The 20,931-nt window shown below is 42.2% G+C and carries 18 protein-coding genes and 1 pseudogene; 14 read left to right on the top strand and 5 right to left on the bottom strand.

What is annotated here, in order from left to right:
• Window positions 1-77: 77 nt before the first annotated feature.
• Together dapA and IM462_RS13370 are read right to left on the bottom strand one after the other, a co-directional pair.
• Window positions 78-968: a 4-hydroxy-tetrahydrodipicolinate synthase gene (gene dapA, locus IM462_RS13375; RefSeq protein ID WP_287703899.1), complete on the bottom strand. Its 891-nt coding sequence runs from the start codon at window positions 966-968 to the stop codon at window positions 78-80.
• Between the two features lie 267 nt (window positions 969-1,235).
• Complete coding sequence (locus IM462_RS13370; RefSeq protein WP_287703897.1) at window positions 1,236-2,273, bottom strand: aspartate-semialdehyde dehydrogenase; 1,038 nt, start codon at window positions 2,271-2,273, stop codon at window positions 1,236-1,238.
• Window positions 2,274-2,597: 324 nt separating this feature from the next.
• On the opposite strand from IM462_RS13370, the gene tig reads away from it, so the two are divergent.
• The 12 genes from tig to IM462_RS13310 all read left to right on the top strand — a co-directional run bounded on the left by tig (window position 2,598) and on the right by IM462_RS13310 (window position 15,439).
• Window positions 2,598-3,992, top strand: coding sequence for a trigger factor (gene tig / locus IM462_RS13365; RefSeq protein WP_287703895.1), 1,395 nt, complete (start codon window positions 2,598-2,600; stop codon window positions 3,990-3,992).
• Window positions 3,993-4,397: 405 nt separating this feature from the next.
• Window positions 4,398-5,099, top strand: a complete 702-nt coding sequence (gene clpP / locus IM462_RS13360) for an ATP-dependent Clp endopeptidase proteolytic subunit ClpP (protein WP_002736918.1) — start codon at window positions 4,398-4,400, stop codon at window positions 5,097-5,099.
• A gap of 7 nt (window positions 5,100-5,106) precedes the next feature.
• Window positions 5,107-6,441 carry an ATP-dependent protease ATP-binding subunit ClpX gene (gene clpX / locus IM462_RS13355; RefSeq protein WP_287703893.1) on the top strand — a complete coding sequence of 445 codons (1,335 nt, stop codon included), beginning with the start codon at window positions 5,107-5,109 and terminating at the stop codon, window positions 6,439-6,441.
• A gap of 21 nt (window positions 6,442-6,462) precedes the next feature.
• Window positions 6,463-6,672 carry a hypothetical protein gene (locus IM462_RS13350; protein ID WP_004160464.1) on the top strand — a complete coding sequence of 70 codons (210 nt, stop codon included), beginning with the start codon at window positions 6,463-6,465 and terminating at the stop codon, window positions 6,670-6,672.
• On the top strand, window positions 6,650-7,507 hold the full coding sequence (locus IM462_RS13345) for an alpha/beta fold hydrolase (RefSeq protein ID WP_287703891.1): 858 nt from the start codon (window positions 6,650-6,652) through the stop codon (window positions 7,505-7,507). Before IM462_RS13350 ends, IM462_RS13345 begins: the two co-directional genes overlap by 23 nt.
• Before the next feature lie 15 nt (window positions 7,508-7,522).
• On the top strand, window positions 7,523-7,747 hold the full coding sequence (locus IM462_RS13340; RefSeq protein ID WP_287703889.1) for a peptidylprolyl isomerase: 225 nt from the start codon (window positions 7,523-7,525) through the stop codon (window positions 7,745-7,747).
• 487 nt (window positions 7,748-8,234) lie between these two features.
• Entirely contained in the window at window positions 8,235-8,813 is a 579-nt protein-coding gene (locus tag IM462_RS13335; protein ID WP_002737810.1) for a helix-turn-helix domain-containing protein, read from the top strand.
• A 57-nt stretch (window positions 8,814-8,870) separates the two neighbouring features.
• Entirely contained in the window at window positions 8,871-11,585 is a 2,715-nt protein-coding gene (locus tag IM462_RS13330; RefSeq protein ID WP_287703887.1) for a peptidase domain-containing ABC transporter, read from the top strand.
• 33 nt (window positions 11,586-11,618) lie between these two features.
• Window positions 11,619-13,313, top strand: coding sequence for a beta-barrel domain-containing protein (locus IM462_RS13325; protein ID WP_185240925.1), 1,695 nt, complete (start codon window positions 11,619-11,621; stop codon window positions 13,311-13,313).
• 51 nt (window positions 13,314-13,364) lie between these two features.
• Window positions 13,365-14,111, top strand: coding sequence for a peptidylprolyl isomerase (locus IM462_RS13320; RefSeq protein ID WP_287703885.1), 747 nt, complete (start codon window positions 13,365-13,367; stop codon window positions 14,109-14,111).
• Between the two features lie 715 nt (window positions 14,112-14,826).
• Complete coding sequence (locus IM462_RS13315) at window positions 14,827-15,189, top strand: DUF6972 family protein (RefSeq protein ID WP_002738203.1); 363 nt, start codon at window positions 14,827-14,829, stop codon at window positions 15,187-15,189.
• Window positions 15,149-15,439 carry a hypothetical protein gene (locus tag IM462_RS13310; RefSeq protein ID WP_002737941.1) on the top strand — a complete coding sequence of 97 codons (291 nt, stop codon included), beginning with the start codon at window positions 15,149-15,151 and terminating at the stop codon, window positions 15,437-15,439. The genes IM462_RS13315 and IM462_RS13310 overlap by 41 nt, the downstream gene beginning before the upstream one ends.
• 153 nt (window positions 15,440-15,592) lie before the next feature.
• Here IM462_RS13310 and IM462_RS13305 read toward each other — a convergent pair whose 3' ends face one another.
• A complete protein-coding gene (locus IM462_RS13305) occupies window positions 15,593-16,696 on the bottom strand; it encodes a T3SS effector HopA1 family protein (RefSeq protein WP_287703881.1) in 1,104 nt (367 codons plus the stop codon).
• 24 nt (window positions 16,697-16,720) lie between these two features.
• Window positions 16,721-17,890 (bottom strand): phosphotransferase, encoded by a 1,170-nt coding sequence (locus tag IM462_RS13300; RefSeq protein ID WP_287703879.1) that lies wholly within the window; start codon window positions 17,888-17,890, stop codon window positions 16,721-16,723.
• A 218-nt stretch (window positions 17,891-18,108) separates the two neighbouring features.
• Here IM462_RS13300 and IM462_RS13295 point away from each other — a divergent pair.
• Window positions 18,109-18,549 (top strand): annotated as a pseudogene (locus tag IM462_RS13295) (alpha/beta fold hydrolase); the annotation flags it as partial.
• A 12-nt stretch (window positions 18,550-18,561) separates the two neighbouring features.
• Here the strand turns inward: IM462_RS13295 and IM462_RS13290 are convergent.
• Window positions 18,562-19,512, bottom strand: coding sequence for an undecaprenyl-diphosphate phosphatase (locus IM462_RS13290; RefSeq protein WP_287703877.1), 951 nt, complete (start codon window positions 19,510-19,512; stop codon window positions 18,562-18,564).
• Window positions 19,513-19,883: 371 nt separating this feature from the next.
• On the opposite strand from IM462_RS13290, the gene IM462_RS13285 reads away from it, so the two are divergent.
• Window positions 19,884-20,615, top strand: a complete 732-nt coding sequence (locus tag IM462_RS13285) for a glutathione peroxidase (RefSeq protein ID WP_287703875.1) — start codon at window positions 19,884-19,886, stop codon at window positions 20,613-20,615.
• Window positions 20,616-20,931: the final 316 nt, after the last annotated feature.

Raw genomic sequence — 20,931 nt, 5'->3', positions numbered from 1 at the left:
TCTAGTTAAGCTATTAATATTATAACCTACTTTCTCGAAAAATCCCAGTTTAGTGGGCAAGAATTTCTAGTATTTTTCTAGATTAAAGCCAATTCTTGCATAATTTTTGCTAATCCTTCTTCTAGTTCGGGACTTAAGGAACATAAAGGAAGTCTTAGACCCCCCACTTCCCAACCGACTAGATTTAAGGCCGCTTTAATTGGAATTGGATTAGTGGCACAGAATAAACCTTTAAATAGGGGAAATAATTTCAAGTTAATCTCGATCGCTTTGGCCGCATCTCCGGTTAATAAAGCTTGAATCATCCCTTGGATTTCTTCTCCTACTAGATGACTAGCAACACTGACCACTCCCACCGCACCACAGGTCATCAGGGGTAAGGTGAGAAAATCATCGCCGGAATAAATAGCGAAATTTTCAGGAGTATGACAGTAAATCTTGCAGGTTTGTTCTAAATTACCACTAGCTTCTTTTACCGCCACAATATTATCAACTGCTGCCAGTTTAATAATCGTTTCTGGGGTCATATTTTGACCCGTACGACCAGGGATATTATAAAGCATTACCGGCAGATCGGGACAAGCTTTGGCAATGGCACAAAAATGCTCATATAAACCCTCTTGGGGAGGTTTATTGTAGTAGGGAACCACTTGTAAAGAGCCATCTAAACCCAGTTTAGCAGCCTGTTGGGTCGCTTCGATCGCTTCGGAAGTGGAATTAGAACCCGTCCCCGCAATCACTTTTCCCCGACCATTAACCGCTTTTTTGACAATACTAAATAGTTCGTATTCTTCCTGCCAACTTAGGGTGGGTGATTCTCCCGTCGTCCCACAGACCACTATACCATCGCTACCGTGAGTAACTAGATAATCGGCCAATTTTTCCACCAGGGCATAATTAACTTGACCCTCGACGGTGAAGGGTGTCACCATCGCCGTAATTACTCGTCCAAAATATGTTTCACTCATTGATTAGTTATCAGTTATCAATTATCAGCTTCTGAAGGCAACAGGCAACAGGCAAAAGAAAGAATCTGGCAATCCTCCTACCTAAAAAGAAGGGTAGAAACTAAGTACATCGAAGCTTTTAGCTTAACAAATTAGGTTTTAGATTCGGCCTTTGTTATCAGTTTGCGAGCGATCAGCAATCAGCTTTCAGACTTTACTTATCCGGTTAATTAGCTATTTTTCTAATTATTATCGCCTTGATTTAGCTGAAGGCTGATCGCTTAATTATCAAACTGTTGCTAATCTTGAACCGACGAGATTTTTCTTGACTAAAAGTTCGGCAATTTGTACGGCATTTAAAGCCGCACCCTTGCGAATTTGATCGCCGCATAGCCACAATTCTAGACCGTTAGGATGGGATATATCTTGACGAATACGTCCCACTAATACTTCATCGCGACCGGTAGCATCAATTGGCATGGGAAAATAATTAGCGTCCCAATCTTCCACTAATTTTACCCCCGGAGCGGACTGAAGAATTTCTCTAGCCTTCACCACAGAAAAAGGCCGACTAAATTCTAGGTTAACCGATTCCGAATGGGCCCGCAGGACGGGAACCCTCACACAGGTGGCACTAACCCGCAGCTCTGGACAAGCAAAAATCTTGCGGGTTTCGTTGACCATTTTCATTTCTTCCTCGCAGTACCCCTGACCATTAATCGGGGTATTGTGGGGAAAAAGATTAAAAGCGAGGGGATAGGGGAAGGAATTAGTGGGAGGTTGCCGATTATCAAGAATTGCTTGCGCTTGCTGTTTTACCTCCTCCATGGCTCGCGCTCCAGCACCACTAGCGGACTGATAAGTAGAAACTACTACTCGCTCGATCGCCTGTACTTGGTGGAGAGGCCAGATCGCCACTCCTAAAAGAATTGTCGTACAGTTGGGATTAGCGATAATGCCCCGGTGATTGTCCACACTGTCGGGATTGATTTCCGGGACAACTAAAGGCACTTCGGGATTCATGCGAAAAGCACTGGAGTTATCGATAATCGTCGCACCCGACTCGACAATAGTTTTCGCCCAAGCTTTCGAGGTGGACCCCCCCGCAGAAGCAAGAACTATATCCACGTCCTGAAAAGAGCGCTCGTTTACCGCTTCGATGAGGAGACTTTCGCCCCGAAAATCGAGGGTTTTTCCAGCAGAACGCTCGGAAGCCAGTAATTTTAGACTAGCGAGAGGAAATTGACGACTAGCTAATAACTCTAGTAATTCCGTTCCCACGGCCCCGGTGGCTCCTAAAATAGCGACCCGTACTTTTTGACTCAAATTGTGTGACCTCCTGACGAGTTGGGTGATGATAATGATCCGAAGAAATCGTTACAGTAAAAAATCTTTTTTGTCCACCGAGTTATTCTCAAGCTTGGATTGATCGGCTTTTGATCAGCAAAATTTTCTGATTGGGCTTAACTGCCCCAAGGACGGAATAAATTAAATATACCCCATTGACCGCTAAAATAAAAAGATTGTGACAGCTTGGGGAACAACTGCAGCTATTCCCCTAGAATATCATGAGCGGGACGGATCCACCGCAGGCGTAAACACCGCTCACCCTATTATAAACGTTCCTTGTCGTAAGAGCTAGAAAAATCAATGAAAGTTATTCAGGAAAAGCTTCCTGCCAGTCAGATAGGTTTAGAAATTGAAATTCCCGCCGAAACCACGAAAAACACCCACGAGAAAGTGGTAAATAATTTAGCGAAGTCGGCCAATATACCCGGTTTTCGCCCCGGTAAGGTTCCCCGTCAGATTCTTCTGCAAAGATTGGGAACTAAAGCGGTAAAAGCGGCAGTAATTGAGGAATTAATCGAAAATTGCCTCGAATCTGCCCTAAAACAGGAGGGGATCGAGTCCCTGGGTAATCCCCAGCTATTGTCTCAGTTTGAGGATTTGATCGCTGCCTATGAACCGGGTAAAGCTTTGACTTTTTCAGTTTCCGTGGATGTGGCCCCGACAATTATTCTCGGAGATTACGAAAATCTGAGCGTTACTGCCGAAGAAACCGTTTATGATCCCGAATCCGTGGAAAATTGGTTTAAAGAGCGTCAAGAACAGTTAGCGACATTGGTTCCCGTGGAAGATCGCGGGGCGCAGCTGGGAGATGTGGCGATCGTTGATTATCGGGGAAAATCCGCCGAAACTGGCGAGGATATCCCAGATATTGACGGCGAAGATCTGCGGGTGGATATGGAAGCAGGACGCTTTATCGAGGGGATGGTGGAAGGAATTGTCGGCATGAAACCGGAAGAAGTCAAAGAGATGACTTTAACTTTCCCAGAAGATTATCCCAAAGAAGATGTGGCGGCAAAAGCGGTAATTTTTACCATTACGATGAAAGAGTTAAAGGCAAAGGAATTACCGGAGCTTGACGACGATTTTGCCCAAGAAGTCAGCGATCAGGAGACAATCGCCGAATTAAGAGCAAGTTTAGAGAAACGTTTCCAAGAACAAGCGGAGAAGGAAACCAAAGACAGCATTTATGAGGCCTTAACTGAGGAATTGGTCAAAGGTGCGACTTTAGATTTACCGGAGACGCTGATCGAAAAGGAAGTGACGCATATTTTGACCCAAAGCTTCATGGAATTTCAACAAATGGGGCTAGATGTCAACCAGTTGTTTACAAAAGATAATATTCCCAAAATGCGGGAAAGCACCCGTCCCGATGCGATCGAAAGTCTGAAACAGACTCTCGTGGTGCAGGAATTGGCTAAAGTCGCCGGCATTGAAGTCAGTCCCGAAGCGGTAACGGAAAAAATCGCTAATATCATGGCCCAATTGTCCGATCGCGACATAGATATGCAGCGTCTGGAACAGGTGATCACCGAAGAAATCCTGGCGGAAAACACCCTGGCATGGCTGAAGGAAAAAGCTACTATCACCCTCGTCCCCAAAGGTTCCCTAGAGGAAGAAACAAGCGAGGATGAGGAAACAGAAGAAACCTTCGCATTCACCGAAGTGGAAGTGTTGGCAGCTGAGGAAGAACCGTAAGGAGTTAGCAGTCGTGTTGGGTGTTGGGGTGTTGGGGTATTGGTTGAATTCCCCCATCCCCCCATTCCCCCATTCCCTGATAACTGATCAGTGATCACTGACAACTCGACCGAATCTAAAACCTAATTTATTAAGCTAAAAGCTTTGATCTACTTAGTTTCTAACCTTATTTTTAGGTAAGACAATTGCCAGATTCTTTCTTTTGCCTTTTGCCTTTTGCCTTTTGCCTTCACAAGCTGATCACTGATAACTGATCACCGATAACTGATGACTGATTCCTGCCAACCGGGGGAAACTTAGGGCATAATAGATGGACAGAAGTGCTAAAGATGCTTAACATTTGCCAGTAAAAGCTCCACAGCCAAGCAAAACCCCTAAGATTGTGATAGCGGAACCGAAAAAATTATGCTCGAATCGAGATCACCTGACTACCCAATTACCAGTAATTGTCGCCCTGCTATCTACGCCAACACGGGGAGAAACTCCCTAGCTAACGTTTTACCCGTGGTAATCGAACAGTCTGGCATGGGTGAACGGGCTTTTGATATCTATTCTCGACTCCTGCGCGAGAGAATTGTCTTTTTGGGAACCCCCGTCGATGATCAGGTCGCTGATTCGATCGTCGCCCAACTCCTCTACTTGGAAGCAGAAGATCCCGAAAAGGATATCCAACTTTATATCAACTCCCCCGGTGGTTCCGTTTATGCCGGACTAGCTATCTACGACACCATGCAACAAATTCGCCCCGACGTGGCGACAATTTGTTTCGGTTTAGCCGCTAGTATGGGAGCATTCCTGCTTTGTGGTGGCGCGGCAGGTAAACGGATGTCCCTACCCAGTAGCCGGATCATGATTCACCAACCCCTCGGCGGCGCCCAAGGTCAAGCTAGTGATATCGCCATCCAAGCCAAAGAGATCCTCTATATTAAACAGAGACTCAATACCATGCTGGCTCATCACACTGGTCAACCCTACGATCGCATCGCCAACGACACCGAACGGGACTTTTTCATGTCCGCCGTCGAAGCCAAAGAATATGGGTTAATCGATCTGGTGATTTCCCGTCCCGAACTGCCCGATCCTACCGTTCCCGTTACTTCCCTGTAAATAAACTATGTCTAAGTACGACTCCCACCTCAAGTGTTCATTTTGCGGCAAATCCCAGGAACAAGTGCGAAAATTAATCGCCGGGCCGGGGGTCTATATTTGTGACGAGTGTGTGGAACTGTGTAACGAAATTCTCGATGAGGAATTGATGGAACCGCCCAGTCCGGTCGCCCCAGTGGAGGAACGTCCCAACAAACGGCGATCGGGCCAAAACAAAACCACTTGGGAACAAATTCCCAAACCCAGAGAGATTAAAAAATACCTCGATGACTACGTTATCGGTCAAAATGAGGCGAAAAAAGTGCTTTCTGTGGCCGTTTATAACCATTACAAACGCCTCAAAGATATCCAAACCCAAAAAGCCGGTGGCGGTAGTCCAGAAGATAGCATCGAACTGCAAAAATCTAATATTCTGTTAATTGGTCCCACAGGATCGGGAAAAACCCTTCTAGCTCAAACTCTGGCTAAAATCCTCGATGTACCTTTTGCTGTCGCCGATGCCACCACTTTAACCGAGGCCGGTTATGTGGGGGAAGATGTGGAAAATATTCTCTTGCGTCTGTTACAAGTGGCAGATTTAGACGTGGAAGAAGCGCAGCGAGGCATTATCTACATCGATGAAATCGATAAAATTGCCCGCAAGAGCGAAAATACCTCGATTACCCGGGATGTGTCCGGAGAAGGGGTACAGCAAGCTTTACTGAAAATGTTAGAGGGAACGATCGCCAATGTTCCCCCCCAAGGCGGCCGCAAACACCCCTATCAGGATTGTATTCAGATTGACACCAGCAATATCCTGTTTATCTGCGGTGGGGCGTTTGTCGGTTTAGATAAGGTGATCGATCAGCGTCTCGGTAAAAAATCCATGGGCTTTATTCAACCGGGAGATGGCCAAGCTAGTAAGGATAAGGTAGCGGCAGGGTTATTAAAACAAATGACTCCCGATGATTTAGTCAAATTTGGCATGATTCCAGAGTTTGTCGGTCGGATTCCCGTCCTAGCGGCACTGTCACCCCTGGATGAGGAAGCTTTAATCGCTATCCTGACGCAACCCCGCAACGCTTTGGTGAAACAGTATCAAAAACTGTTGAAGATGGACAATGTACAGTTAGAGTTTAAATCTGATGCCGTCCTAGCGATCGCCCAAGAGGCCTATCGTCGCAAAACTGGGGCCCGGGCCCTGCGGGGTATTGTCGAGGAATTAATGCTCGATGTCATGTACGAATTGCCCTCGCGCAAAGACGTGAAACGATGTTTAATCACCCGCGAAATGGTGGAAAAACGTTCCACGGCAGATCTATTGGTTCATCCTTCCTCTCTACCCACTCAAGAATCCGCTTAAGGGGAAAAATCGAGGTTAACCATGCTGAACACCGTTCCCGCGATCATCAAAGAAGGCCGGATCGAACTCCTCGAATCCGTGCCGATTCCAGAGGGTACTAGGGTTTTAGTCACCCTCATCCCGGAGGAGACAAACTCGGATTTCTGGCAAAAAGTCAGCGAAACTGCACTGGCTAAGATTTGGGATAATCTGGAAGACGACATCTATCATGAAAACTCAAATAATAGATAAAACAATCACTGTCCGAGGTGTTCCCCACTATTACGAGTGGATTCGACAGTCGGAATCTGCCCAGAAAAAGCCGGTGATGGTGTTTATTCATGGTTGGGGAGGATCGGGACGCTATTGGCGATCAACGGCTGCGGCAATTTGCGATCGCTTTGATTGTTTATTGTACGATATGCGGGGTTTTGGTCGGTCTAAATTGCCGGAAAAATCCTCCGATCTTTCCTACGATTTAGAAGAATATGCCCTTGATCTAGCATTGTTTTTAGATAGTTTGGAAATTGAAAAAATCTATCTCAATAGTCACTCTATGGGGGCATCGGTGGCGACTTTTTTTATTACTATGTACCCCGAAAGAGTAGTCAAAGCAATTTTAACCTGTAATGGCATTTTTGAGTATAATGAAGCCGCTTTTACTGCTTTCCATAAATTCGGTAAGTATGTGGTACAGTTTCGTTATGATTGGTTTTTAAAAGTACCTTTTGCTGATCGATTATTTATGGCGAGATTTTTGCATCGATCGATCCCAAAATCAGAAAGAATTGCTTTTTTAGAAGATTTTTTGGCGGCGGATTACGAGGCCGCCCTAGGCACAATTTATACATCTGTGAGTAAAAAGGCAGTGGAAATTATGCCGGGTAAATTTGCCGAGATTAAGGTACCAACTCTTTTAGTATCCGGGGAAAAAGATATTATCATCCCCGCCAAAATGGGCAAAATGGCGGCGGATTTGAATAATAATATCCAGTATGTGGAGATGGCTAATACTGCTCACTTTCCCATGTTAGAAGATGCCCCTACTTATCTACAAAAATTGCAAGATTTTTTAGAAATTAATTAGGGTTTGCTAGGGGAAATGAGTTTCTATGATGTGACTGACAAGTATATTCAGGATAAAGAGTTACGCCGTCAGGGTGGATATTTGGGGGTACAGCGTCGCCAGGATTTAAAACCAGAAATATCTGCTGCTGTGTTTGCTACGAAACCTCCTCAGTTGCTTAAACCTATTGTGAAAGCTAAAGGGATAAGCTTGATTTTAGTGGAGGAAATTATACAGCGGAATTGGATGATAAGTACCTAAGCAAAATTAATTACACATATCTAACTACCTCTTACCTTCTGGGCTCTTCTCAAATTTGTGTGATAATTTTTGCTTATGTAAGGTTAAATGCTTACTGGTCAGGACTTTTAGGACTATTTTGAAAGAAGAAACTATCAGTATAGACCTCGTTTCCACACAGAAACCAGAAGAGCCATAAATGAACAACACTATGTTAAGGAATGTAAAAGAGGCGGTTTTCGCTGCTGCATACAGCTTTCTACCCTATTTACAAAACTTTATACAGCAGCGAAAACTTATGTCCGACTACTTAAACCAGAAGTATCTGGTATAATGCTCAAAAAGCATGGGCGACATACACCGTGCTAACTGCCCACCATCTGTTCTACGAGTACGAGGTAATACCCGTGTCTAATTGATTTATACCGCAAATACGCAACGCCAAATTTTGTTTTGCAAAGATGTCGCAGATTGTCCAAAATCCTCTAATGCCAATGAGTATCAGCTTATGAAATCATCTCAAACTGGTATTAATTTTCCCAATAACTCTGGTCGATTTCTCAGTGCTTTTCAGAGAAAACACTTAGAAAAAAGCCTAGAAAAAGGGTTGTCTAAGCGCCATTTTCAACGAATTCAAATTATGCTGCTGGCAGATGAGGGTAAAACCCAAACCCAAATTTGCCAAGAGTTGGGCTGTTCCCATAGTACAGCACGCCATTGGATAACCCTCGCCAAGTCTGGTCAGGCTCACCAGTGGAATAGTGGCCCAATTGGCAGACCTCAAACTGTAGACGAGGAATGCTTGCAGCGTTTGAGGAAGTTAGTCAGTCAAAGCCCTAGAGAAGTTAAAGTCCCTCACCGTGATTTTAGTTATTCGGCTTCCCGATGGACTGCTAAGAAACTCAGCGAGCACCTGAGCGCAGAATTAGGAATTAAAATCAGCGATCGCCATATCAACAGACTACTCAAACAAATGGGTTTATCTACCAGACCAAAATCGAATAACCTTGAAAAAAATGAGCCGAAAAAATCCAGTAAAAGCGGCATTGTGATTAGGGACATTCCAGAGGAGGTGGCATTTTCTTAATCATCATGAAAAATCTATTAAGTGCTATTAAGTGTTTGCAACACTATCGAGGGAGAAATGACTACCAAAGAATATCTATCTGGTCTAATCGGTCAATTTTTATCAGAAGAGGATTTAGCCAGTTTAGTTGAGTCGGCTGAATTTTCAAAACCTAACCCCGGTTTGTTGTTGGAAAGTATCTCAGCATCCGATGGCTTATATATTTTGGTCGCTGGCAAAGTAAGACTGGTTAACAGTAGCCTGGACTTAATTAGCACCCTGCATCCGGCTCAACTATTTGGGGAATGTACTTTGTTTCCTGAAGCCGGTTTTTTAGATTATGCTGTCAGGGTTTCGCCTCAAGCAGAGCTATGTTATATTCCTGGTAAAGTTTTGCGCTCTATCATTCATAAAAATTCCCGATTTAAGGAGTATTTGTACAATTTAGCTACCGCTAAAGATAATGAACAAAAAAGGAAATTTTCCATAAATACTCAACTAGATTTATCCGTAAACGACGACCAGGAACTAATTGCGGGAATTAGCACAATCAAAGATGAAATATATCTAAAAACCCACAAGCAAAAAGTTAACAAGGCTTATTTCCCTAGCCCCACTCAGCGCGTTACTCATCTATGGCAGCATATTACTAGACGCTATCCTTTTTTTGAGCAACAAAGTGGTTCTGACTGTGGTGCTGCTTGTTTAGTAATGGTTGCCCGTTATTGGGGCAAAAAGTTTAGTGTCAACCGCATTCGAGATATTGCTAATGTAGATGCCAATGGGGCTTCTTTGCGAGGACTATCCGCTGCGGCGGAAAGTATCGGATTTTCCACTAGACCAGTTAAAGCCAGTATTGACCAACTGGCTAAACAAAAATTACCCGCAATCGCTCACTGGGAAGGTAATCATTATATTGTCGTTTATGAAATCACTCGCAATCAAGTCATTGTTGCTGACCCTGCTATTGGTCAACGGAGTTTAACATATCCAGAATTTAAAACAGGTTGGCAGGGTTATACACTACTCCTACAACCGACAGCTTTAATCAAGGAACTCAAAAATCATACTACCCCATTTTGGCAATTTTTTAATTTAGCCAGTCCTCACGGTCAAGTATTACTAGAAGTATTTATTGCTTCCTTAGTCATTCAAATTTTCGGATTAGTTACCCCACTATTTACTCAGTTACTCCTCGACCGGGTAGTTGTTCAAGGCAGTACATTAACCTTAACGGCTGTGGGATTAGGGTTAGTCATTTTTGGTTTATTTCGGGTTGCTTTGACCGGATTACGACAATATCTCCTCGACCACACTGCCAACAAAGTAAATTTAGCCATGATTGTGGGATTTATTACCCACACTTTCCGATTACCCCTGCGTTTTTTTGAGTTTCGCTATGTGGGGGATATCATGGCCAGGGTGCAGGAAAACCGCAAGATTGAGAGATTTCTAACGGGTGAAGCCCTATCTATTGTATTAGATTTACTCACGGTCTTTATCTATGTGGGACTTATGTTCTGGTATAGCTGGAAAATGGCTTTACTGGCATTAGTCATTGTGCCACCTTTTTTCCTGCTTGCTATCATTGCTACTCCTTTCCTACAAAAGATATCCAGAGAAATATTTGCGGCCTTAGCGGAAGAAAGTGGTTATTTAATCCAATCTTTGACTGGTGTACGCACGGTCAAATCTCTGGCAATTGAGCAAGTAGTGCGCTGGCGTTGGGAGGAGTTTCTCAACAAGTCAATTCGCAAAAACTTTTCTGGGCAGATTATTAGCAACCGACTCCAAGTATTTAGCTTAACCATTGAATCTTTAGTGACCACTGGGCTGCTTTGGTTTGGGGCTTGGTTAGTGATTCAAGGAGAATTAACCATCGGGCAGTTGGTGGCTTTTAATATGTTAATTGCCAATGTAATAAACCCTTTTCAGCGGTTAACGGTTCTATGGAATGAGTTACAGGAGGTAATTATTGCAGTGGAGCGAATTAATGATGTGATTGATACCGAACCAGAGGAAGATTTGCAATCTCACGCTCGTTATTATTTAACAGATTTACGAGGAGATATTATTTTTGACAAGGTGACATTTCGTTACCACCCAGAAAGCGAAACTAATGTTTTAGAGAATCTCAGCTTTGAAATCAAAGCCGGACAGACTGTAGCTTTAGTGGGGCGTTCTGGTTCAGGAAAAACTACTATTTCTAAGCTAGTTTTGGGGCTATATACCCCTACAGATGGGAAGATTTTCATTGATGGTCATGACATAACTAGCATTTCTTTATCTTCTTTGCGTCAAAGGGTTGGTGTTGTTGACCAGGATACTTTTTTATTTGGTGGCACAATTCGGGACAACTTGACCCTAGCGCGACCTTCTGCAACTCAGGCGGAAATTATCGAAGCCGCTCAATTAGCAGGTGCTGACGAGTTTATTCAAAAGTTACCGATGAGTTATGAAACCCAGATTGGTGAAGGTGGAGGGTTATTGTCTGGTGGTCAACGGCAAAGATTAGCCATCGCTAGGGCGTTATTAGGCAATCCTCGTCTATTGATTTTTGATGAGGCAACTTCCCACTTAGATGTGGAGTCGGAGCGAATTATTCAGACTAATTTGAATAGAATTCTTAAGGGACGTACTACATTAATTATTGCCCATCGCTTATCTACCGTTAGAAATGCTCATATAATTTTAGTTTTAGATAGAGGAGTATTAATAGAGCAAGGAAATCACGAGCAGTTAATGGCAAAAAAAGGGCATTACTACTATTTAAATCACCAGCAACTTAACTAATGTTCATAAATCTGAGCAAGATTTTCATAAATTATGACCCAGTTTAATGAGATTAACCAAGCAGACTTAAATGGTCGTAAAAGCGACCAAAATCTACCAGGAAGTAACCTAAATTCTTCGGCGGATTGGTCTTTTGCCACAAAGGAACTGTTGGATGCGTTACCTCAGCGGTGGACGCGAGGACTGCTCTATTTTTTAATCGTTTTTGTGGCGATCGCTTTGCCTTGGGGAATGTTGTCTCGGGTAGATGAAACGGGTAGTGCTAGGGGACGGTTAGAACCGCAAGGTGGTACAATTAAGCAAAAGCTAAATTTAACCTATACATCTGCGGCTCTTAATTCCCAAACGGCTAAAGTTGAAATGCTAAATATTGAAGAAGGAGACATGGTAAAAGCTGGGGATATTTTAATGGAACTGGACAGTCTCCCTATTCGTGAGCGAATTACCCAACTGCAAATTCAACTACAAAGTCAAAATAATCGGCTGAATGCACTAAAGCAACAAAAAAATCAGCTAGAAACCGAACTGCGTACCCAAGAACGGCAAAATCAGTCCCAACAATTAGAGAAACTATCTCAGGTAGAACAAGCTCGACAAACCTTTCAGTCTCTTAAGACAACATACAATTTGCAAGAACAGGAAAAACTGACTCAAATTGCTCAAGCGGAGCAAAATCTGGCAGCACTCAGAAGAACCTTAAATTTACAAAGAGAAGAGAAACTGACTCAAGTTGCCCAAGCCAAACAACAGTTAGAGGATAGCAACACCGCTTATAATTTAGCAGAATTGCGCTTACAAAAAGCCTTGAGGGAAGTCGAACGTTACCAGAATCTTTTCCATAATGGAGTGATAGCGGAAGTTCGGGTCGTTGAACAGGAAAATATCGCCGATGAAAGACAAAGTATTTGGAAGCAAAGTCAAGCAGATATTGAGCAAGCCAGACTGCGACTAGAAGAGCAGAAAAGCAGTTATGAGAGAATTGTTAATCAAGGGAAGGCGGATATTGAGCAAGCGGAGTTACGATTAATCGAACAAAAGAGGAGTTATGAGAGAATTGTTAATCAAGGGGAAGCGGACATTGAGCAAGCGAAGTTGCGTTTAGCCGAGCAAGAGAATAGTGTTCAAACCCTTACTCATGCGGGGGAAATTGCTCTGTCTAAAATTCAAGAACAGCTAAAAAGTTTGGATAGCCAAATCAGTAGTCTTAAATCTGAGGTGACGCAAACAAAGAAAGAAATTGATTCTTTGAAGTTTGAGTTAGAGAAACGGATTGTTAGAGCCCAAGAAGGAGGCACTATTTTTAGTTTGCCGATTACTGGGGTGGGAGATGTGGTACAACAAGGAGGAATGATTGTAGAAATAGCGCCCCAAAAAGCGGATATTTTATTGAAAGCAGAAATGGCCACTACACAAAGTGGTTCATTACAGAAAGGAATGGCGGTTAAGATGAAGTTTGATGCTTATCCTTTTCAGGACTATGGCGTAGTTGATGGAAGTTTAATTAAAATTTCCCCAACCACCAAAATGCAAGAAACATCTCAGGGACGAGTAGCAATTTATGAACTAGAAATTCATTTAAATCAAACTTGTATTCCTAGTGCTAATGACTGTATTCCATTACGTCCGGGAGATACAGCTACCGCTGAGGTGGTGGTGCGTCAGCGTCGCGTTATTGATTTTATTCTTGACCCATTCAAGAAGTTACAAAAAGGAGGTTTAGAATTGTAAAAACTTTTTGGCAATCTCTCGATGTTGTAGTTTTTTCAGGAAAAATTAATCATGTCACAATCTATTACCATTACTGCTGAAGATATTCTGAAACAAGTTAAGCTGTCTTTAAAAACTTCTGAACTCATAGAAGCAATTATTACCCGTAAAATGATCGCCAATACGGCAGAAGAGGTAGGAATCAAGCTAGAAGCTGAGGATCTTCAAGAGATGGCAGACAAATACCGAAAAATGTATAAACTTCTTAGTGAAGAGGATACCTGGGCTTGGATGAAAAAAAATCATCTGTCTTTAGATGATTTTGAAGAATTTGTGTACTATCAAGGTCTTGCCAGCAAACTAGCTGTTCATCTTTTTGCGGATAAAATTGAGCCATATTTTTATGAGCATCAATTAGATTATGCTGGGGTAGTGATGTATGAAGTGGTGTTAGAGGATGAAGATTTAGCGATGGAATTATTTTATTCTATTCAGGAAGGGGAAATGAGTTTCTATGATGTGGCTCACAAGTATATTGAGGATAAAGAGTTACGCCGAAAAGGAGGATATCGAGGAATATTATATCGTAAAGATTTGAAGCCAGAGATTTCGGCTGCTGTTTTTGCGGCGACACCACCAGAGGTTCTTAAACCGATTGTGACTTCTAAGGGAGTGCATCTAATTTTAGTCGAAGAGATTATTGAAAGGAAGCTAGACAACTGGCTTCGCAATAAAATTGCTGGAGATTTATTTAACGATTGGGTTAGTAACTCTCTGATTGATTTCCAAGCTAATAAAAATATTGAGATTTGCAATTAAGTTTTTTTAAAAAACATCAAATAAACCGAGATAATAAAACTATCTCGGTTTCATTTTTTGGGAACCTCGAAAAATCATAACAAAAGCAATTAATCAAAGTCTCCTATTCTATTCACTTCTCGACGCAAACCAAAGTCCACGTAATTATGACACGCCAACCTCCTAATGTATCAAGCATTTCCGAATCGGTCAATTCATGCATATAACTTTCAGAATCCGAGAACAAATCTGCACCAGCAGGACGTAAGTCAGAAATAGTAATATTAGCCATTTTCGTTTCCTCTTGGAATAAGTTTTACTTTGAGGTAGTCAGATTAATTATGCTCTTCCTTTCCCTATGACTCTTATTATTGCCTAACTCTCAAATAATGACAAGGGGTTGAGCAACTTTAAGGTTCATCTAACTAGCACAATTATGTCTCAATTTTACCGACCAAAACACCGTAATTTCACGTAGATTATGACCGCAAATTCCCATTATTTCGTATCACCGAGCTTTGTTTTTGAGACAGAACTAACACAATTATGTCTTTTTTATATCTCTCTCCCCTGGGTTCGGGTGGTGGCGGGTCAAAAAAATAGCCCTATGCCCTAATGAGACTAAACTTTAGCGATGGGCCGATTGCTACTTTATTTTAAGATAGGCGATAAGCCTGACGGCATAGCGACCCTTACCGCTTTTTGTTATAGTAAGATGGCTAGTTAAACAAATCACATGAGTGGTATTAACAGAGAAATATATCTAGAAAACCGAACCAGTCTGATTGACAAACATTTACCCGAAACCGAAAAATCCCAAAGAGAACTGGAAATCGAAGGAATCGTCTATTTGTTTAACAATCGCCAGACAATGGAGAGAGTGGCAGAGGAAATTAAGCAAAGAGGAGAGAGAACGGGAGCAGCAGATTCAGAAGACAAATACGAACGCTATGGATTATTTTTTGCCGAACCAATTGGGTATATCCTAAAATTAGATGGAACGAGAATCCCTCTCCACTATGGAGAAATAAAAATAAAAAAAAGCACAGGAAAATATCATGTCATACCTCGTACCAGACCGCGCACCACAAAATCCTGAAAACGCAAAAACGCAAATTACGCCAACAGAAAAAACACAATGGGAATTTGCCGAAATCTGGGTAGATCCTTGGCTTTCACCCCCCTATATTCTGATGTTAGTTAAAGAACAATCCGGTAAATTCTCGATTCAAAATCCCGCACAAAACTATCAATCTATCTTTACCAGCGATACTTACGAAGAAAGTCTTATGTGGTTACTGGAAGATGAATATGAGCGAGTCACAGGTCGCTTTTGCCAACCAGAGTAAAAGCAAGGCGATAAGCCTATTTTACCCGAAAAAGAAACCCGGTTTCTGAGTCTCCGAGTTCTGCGCCAAGAAAGAAACCGGGGTTTTTTCTATGCTTTACCCAGAATAACTCAGGAAAATAGTAAAAACCCGGTTTCTGATTTTCTCTTAGCATCAGCTTGCCAACTCTAATCCCTGATAAACATCCTCAGAATCAGCATTCAAATAAGGACGCTGCCAATCAATCCCCAACCCAGAAAACTGCTCAGAAATAGCAGTAATGCGACCCACCGCAGAATTGTCCTCCTGTTGCCAAGCCATCAACAACCCATTGGCTATAATCTGACAGCGATTCATCCCAAAACTTTCCTCACTGCCAAACTTTTTGTCCGGTTCCTCCGCTAACCCCAATCCCGGTGCTAACTCCAGAGTAAATAAAGGTATTTCAGGCTTAAAAACAGACTGATTCTGCTGATAAACATTAGCCACAACCTGCCTCACCAACTCATAATCTGTTTTGCCAAAATAAAGCACCCCAGCATCATACCGTTGATAATCAACCGGATTATACAAAGCCTTAAAACTAAAAGGAATGCCCCTCTCATTTAACCTTTCAGTCAACCCAGTCATCACAGCCACCGCGCCTTCGGGAGTAACATTAAAATAGAGCCGCACCATCGCTTCCTCTCTCTGTAAACCGGCATTACCCACCGCCATATAAAAGCCATTTTGCACCAAATTCTTAGGCATCAAAATTGACACAACATCCCCCACAGCCGCCGCTTTTTCAGACTCTTGAAGATGCTTGTCCCGTTGGATATGTAACCGCAAACCGCCCTTAGTTACAGCCAAACTGCCATCGGTTTCTTCTCTCAAAACCGACCAACCCGAATCAAAATAACCCTCACCCTTATTCGCTTCCTCTAACTGCCCATAAAAATCCATAGATACGCCAGCAAAACTATTATTCTCCAAATCTAATTGCTGACCCTTATTCTCAGAACCTAATGCTTGCGATGCCTGCATTGACCCATTATAATAAATGCCATAAAGAAAACTCCGCAACTGTAAGCTCATATATTTATCCTGTATTTCCTTCGGTAAAGCCTGAATCCTAGACAACATCTCAGCAGGCAGTTCCCAGGGTTGATAATCAGGATGACGAATCGAAAAATTAGCGGAAATTTCGACATTTTCAGCAATATCTAACAAAACTTCCTTTAACCGACCTCTAACCTCAGGGGCTAAATGATGGAATTGAGAATTAAGTAATGACATAATTTTTCAAGATACTCAACGATATTAAACTTTGCCAACAACAGAAGAATTAATCTGATTTAACTGAGTAGCAGTAGCCCCAAAAATCGTGGGCATTGACGATTCAGGACGAGATAACAAAGCCTTGGCTACCTGAAGCATAGCAATCCCCGTATTATTAAAGGTTTTTTGATACTGAATCATTGCCAAAATCCCAATAATTAAAGAAAAACCGGCCAACTGTACCACTTGCTTTAAGAAATCAGGACGATATTCTAAGATTTCTGGGAAAGTTTCTAAATAAGCTAAAGTTAACCCACCGATAGATGGCTGCAGTAATTCTAGGGGAGTAGTGGCTAGTCGCAAAGATTCTTCAATACTGAGAGAATTACTAATCACCAAGCTACCCAACCAAATTTGTAGATAACTAGCGATCGCCATTCCCAAATCAAATGCTGGATCTCCCCAATCAGACCTTTCCCAATCAATCAACCGGATCCCATTTCCATTAATATCTTCCCAGTTTCGATTCAGAAGAATATTATTGAGCTTGATGTCATTGTGAGTCAGACAAACAGGAGAAATAGTTTCACTGGCTCGATGAACTGCTTCTCCTAAGCTATCATATCGTTGATAAAGTGCAAAAAATTTCAATCCATCCATCGGAGCCATACCAAAAATTTCAGGACCGATCCTTTCCAAACTCTCTAATAATAGCGGAGATACTTTCGGTTTTCCAGCAAACTCTTCTTTGACAAAAAATTCCCGATAAATACTCTGATTCCAGGTATCACGGTGAATTGTCGCCAAACAACTGCCGATTTGAGTAGCAACCTGAGCTGGAAAGAGATTCTCTTTAGAATAAAACTCTGCTAAATCCTGATAATTATCCAGATAAGTAGAAACTAAAATTGAGTTATCAGCATCGTGGAGCAGTAATTCTGGCAGAAAACTACGCCAATGGTCAATTTCAGGAAAGTTCTCTAGAAATTTGGGGATTCGCCATTCCCCAAAAAACTCACCCACCGTTTCCTTTTCTAAATTAATAAATTGTTCTTGTTTAACCAGTAACTTTCGCCCCTCTGGTAAAGTCACTAATAAGTTAAAATTTTTAGCCTGAATCTGCTCTACTCCCGGATTTTCTTGTGAGCGATCGCAGATTTTTTGGTCGATTAAATAGTCATAAACATTTTGAGAACTTAACACAAATTTCATAATTACAATTATTCTCAAATATCGCTGATCTGTTTTTATTGATTTTAATTATAATTGATGATAGCCTTATTGCCAAGCTATTCATCTGCATTAAAAAAACATAATTAACACAATTATGTCTAAACTTAAACTAATCGCGCCAGTCAACCTACCTGTTAGATTGGTTTAGGGCTAATTGCGATCGCTCCATAGACAAAGAAACCGGGTTTCTCCACAGGGACAAGGCGGCTTTTGCTGCCTTTCATAAATTCGGTAAGTATGTGGTACAGTTTCGTTATGATTGGTTTTTAAAAGTACCTTTTGCCGATCAATTATTTATGGCGAGATTTTTGCATCGATCGATCCCAAAATCAGAAAGAATTGCTTTTTTAGAAGATTTTTTAGCGGCGGATTATGAGGCAGCCCTAGGCACAATTTATACATCTGTGAGTAAAAAAGCAGTGGAAATTATGCCAGGTAAATTTGCCGAGATTAAAATACCAACTCTTTTAGTATCAGGGGAAAAAGACATTATTATCCCTGCCAAAATGGGCAAAATGGCGGCGGATTTGAATAATAATATCCAGTATGTGGAGATGGCTAATACCGCTCACTTTCCCATGTTAGAAGATGCCCCCACTTATCTAAAAAAATTGCAAGATTTTTTAGAAATTAATTAGAATGCCAAAAGGTCAGGAAAAACGCCCCCAGGCTACACCAATCAGGATAGTAACCCCGAAAAAGAGACGATACCAGACAAAAACCCAGGTACTCTGTTTTTTGAGATAATCTAATAACCAAGCGATCGAAAGATAGGAAAATATCCCCGAGGAAATTACCCCAATAGCGAGGGGAATTAATTCACTGGTGTTAATCTGGTCGAGAACGCCTTTAAATTCTACTAAACCGGCTAAAGTTATCGCCGGAATCCCCAGCAGAAAGGAAAATCGCGCTGCTACGGCCCTTTCTAAACCCATGAATAACCCGGCAGTTAAGGTGGACCCAGAACGAGATACCCCCGGTATTAGGGCTAAAGCTTGGGCTAATCCCATTAAAACCCCGTCTTTTTGTCGCAAAGTCTCAAAACTGCGTTTATGTTTCCCGATTTTTTCGGCCGTACCTAAGAGTAAAGCCATGACTATGGAGGCACAGGCGATCGCTGTCATGCTTCTCAGGGGGGAGTTATCTAAATCGGGAATGAAAAGTTTCATTAACAAACCGAAGAAAACGATCGGAATTGTGCCTAGGATAATCCCCACGGCTAAACGAAAATCCTGGGAACGATAATCGGAACTAGCCACCGCTTTCACCATTCCCGTGGATATTTGCCTTAAATCCTGCCAAAAATAGGACAATACCGCCGCAATACTGCCCAATTGAATCACTGCTGTATAGGTGACACCAGGATCTCCCCAACCCAAAAAGACGGGAATCGCTTTTAAATGAGCGGTACTGCTAATCGGCAAAAATTCCGTCACTCCCTGCACAAATCCCAAAAAAATCGCCTGTAACCAGTTAATTTTTGCCAGAGGTATGGTGCTAGTGGTTGATTGGGCAATGACGGCGGGTGTAATCGCCAAAATCACCGTTATTATCGCTAGTCCTAGCCATTTATAGCTTTTTTTCAGGAAGGAAAACATCATTTTTCAGTAAAAAAAGGGGTTGGGTGTGGGGAGAAGTGGGAATTATGAATTATGAATTATGAATTGGGAGGTGGGGAAGTGGGGAGACAGGAGACAGTATACAGGAGACAGAAGTAACTGATAACAACGGACGAATCTAAAACCTTATTTGTTCAGCTAAAAGCTTTGATGTACTTAGTTTCTAATCTTCTTTTTAGGTGGGAGAATTGCCAGATTCCTTCTTGGAGACTCTTGCCTGTTGCCTGTTGCCTCCTGTCTCCTATCTCCTGATTTAAGTATAAATACTTGTTGACAACTCGTAGTCGTTATGATTACACTTAATTTATACAAACTCGAAATGAGTACGACTTAGCGATTAGGAGTTGACGATTATGCTACCAAACCGAGAAGGGCAGAGAGTTCCCGATGTCACCTTTCCTGTACGTCAAAATAATCAATGGGTGAACATCACCAGCGAGGAATTATTCAAAGGAAAAACCGTTGTTCTTTTTGCCTTACCCGGGGCATTCACTCCCACCTGTTCCACCTCTCATTTACCCGGATATAACGAATTAGCCCCAGTTTTTCGGGAAAATGGCGTAGATACTATTGTTTGCTTGTCGGTGAATGATACCTTTGTCATGAACGAGTGGGCAAAAGACCAAGAATGTGATAATATCCTTTTAATTCCCGACGGTAACGGCGAATTTAGCGCAGGGATGGGGATGTTAGTCGATAAAGCTGACTTAGGTTTCGGTCAACGTTCTTGGCGCTATTCGATGCTAGTCAAAGATGGTGTTATCGAGAAAATGTTCATCGAACCAGAAGAACCGGGAGATCCTTTCAAAGTCTCCGATGCAGAAACGATGTTAAACTACATCAACCCAGAAGCCAAAAAACCGCCTTTAGTCTCTCTTTTCTCGAAAGTGGGCTGTCCCTACTGCCTCCGGGCCAAGAAAATGTTAGAAGAAAAAGGGCTACAATACGAAGAAATTATCCTCGGACGCGATGCCACCAGTCGTTCTCTGCGGGCCATGAGTGGCAATACCACCACCCCGCAAGTCTTCATTAACGGGCAATTAATTGGCGGTTCGGAAGAATTAGCGGCTTATTTGGGAGCATAATCAATCAGTTAGACCTCAAGTTATCTTTCCATTGCAACTGGAGAGATATCTGTGAGAGGTTTTGCCCGGGCAAGTTAGAGCTTTTTTGTTGGGTGTGATTGTAGTCTGATGTATTTCGTTAATCATTTATAGCGTTTCTCAGTCTTATAAAGTACACCATCTGTTGCCTGTTCCCTAACTAGGGCTTGCTGAATAAATCTAAAAACCTTGTTGGATAAGGCTTTTAGACTTTTTTGACCTCAAAAAGTGCCGACCATTGGAGGGATCGGGGGTAAAATTCAGGTACTTTTTCCCTGAAAATTAGGTAACTGACTAC

It is taken from the genome of Microcystis sp. M144S2, from assembly GCF_020246065.1.
GTDB lineage: Bacteria > Cyanobacteriota > Cyanobacteriia > Cyanobacteriales > Microcystaceae > Microcystis > Microcystis ichthyoblabe_A.
The sequence above is the reverse complement of the archived record's forward strand: the minus strand, read 5'-3'. Positions and strand labels throughout refer to the sequence as shown.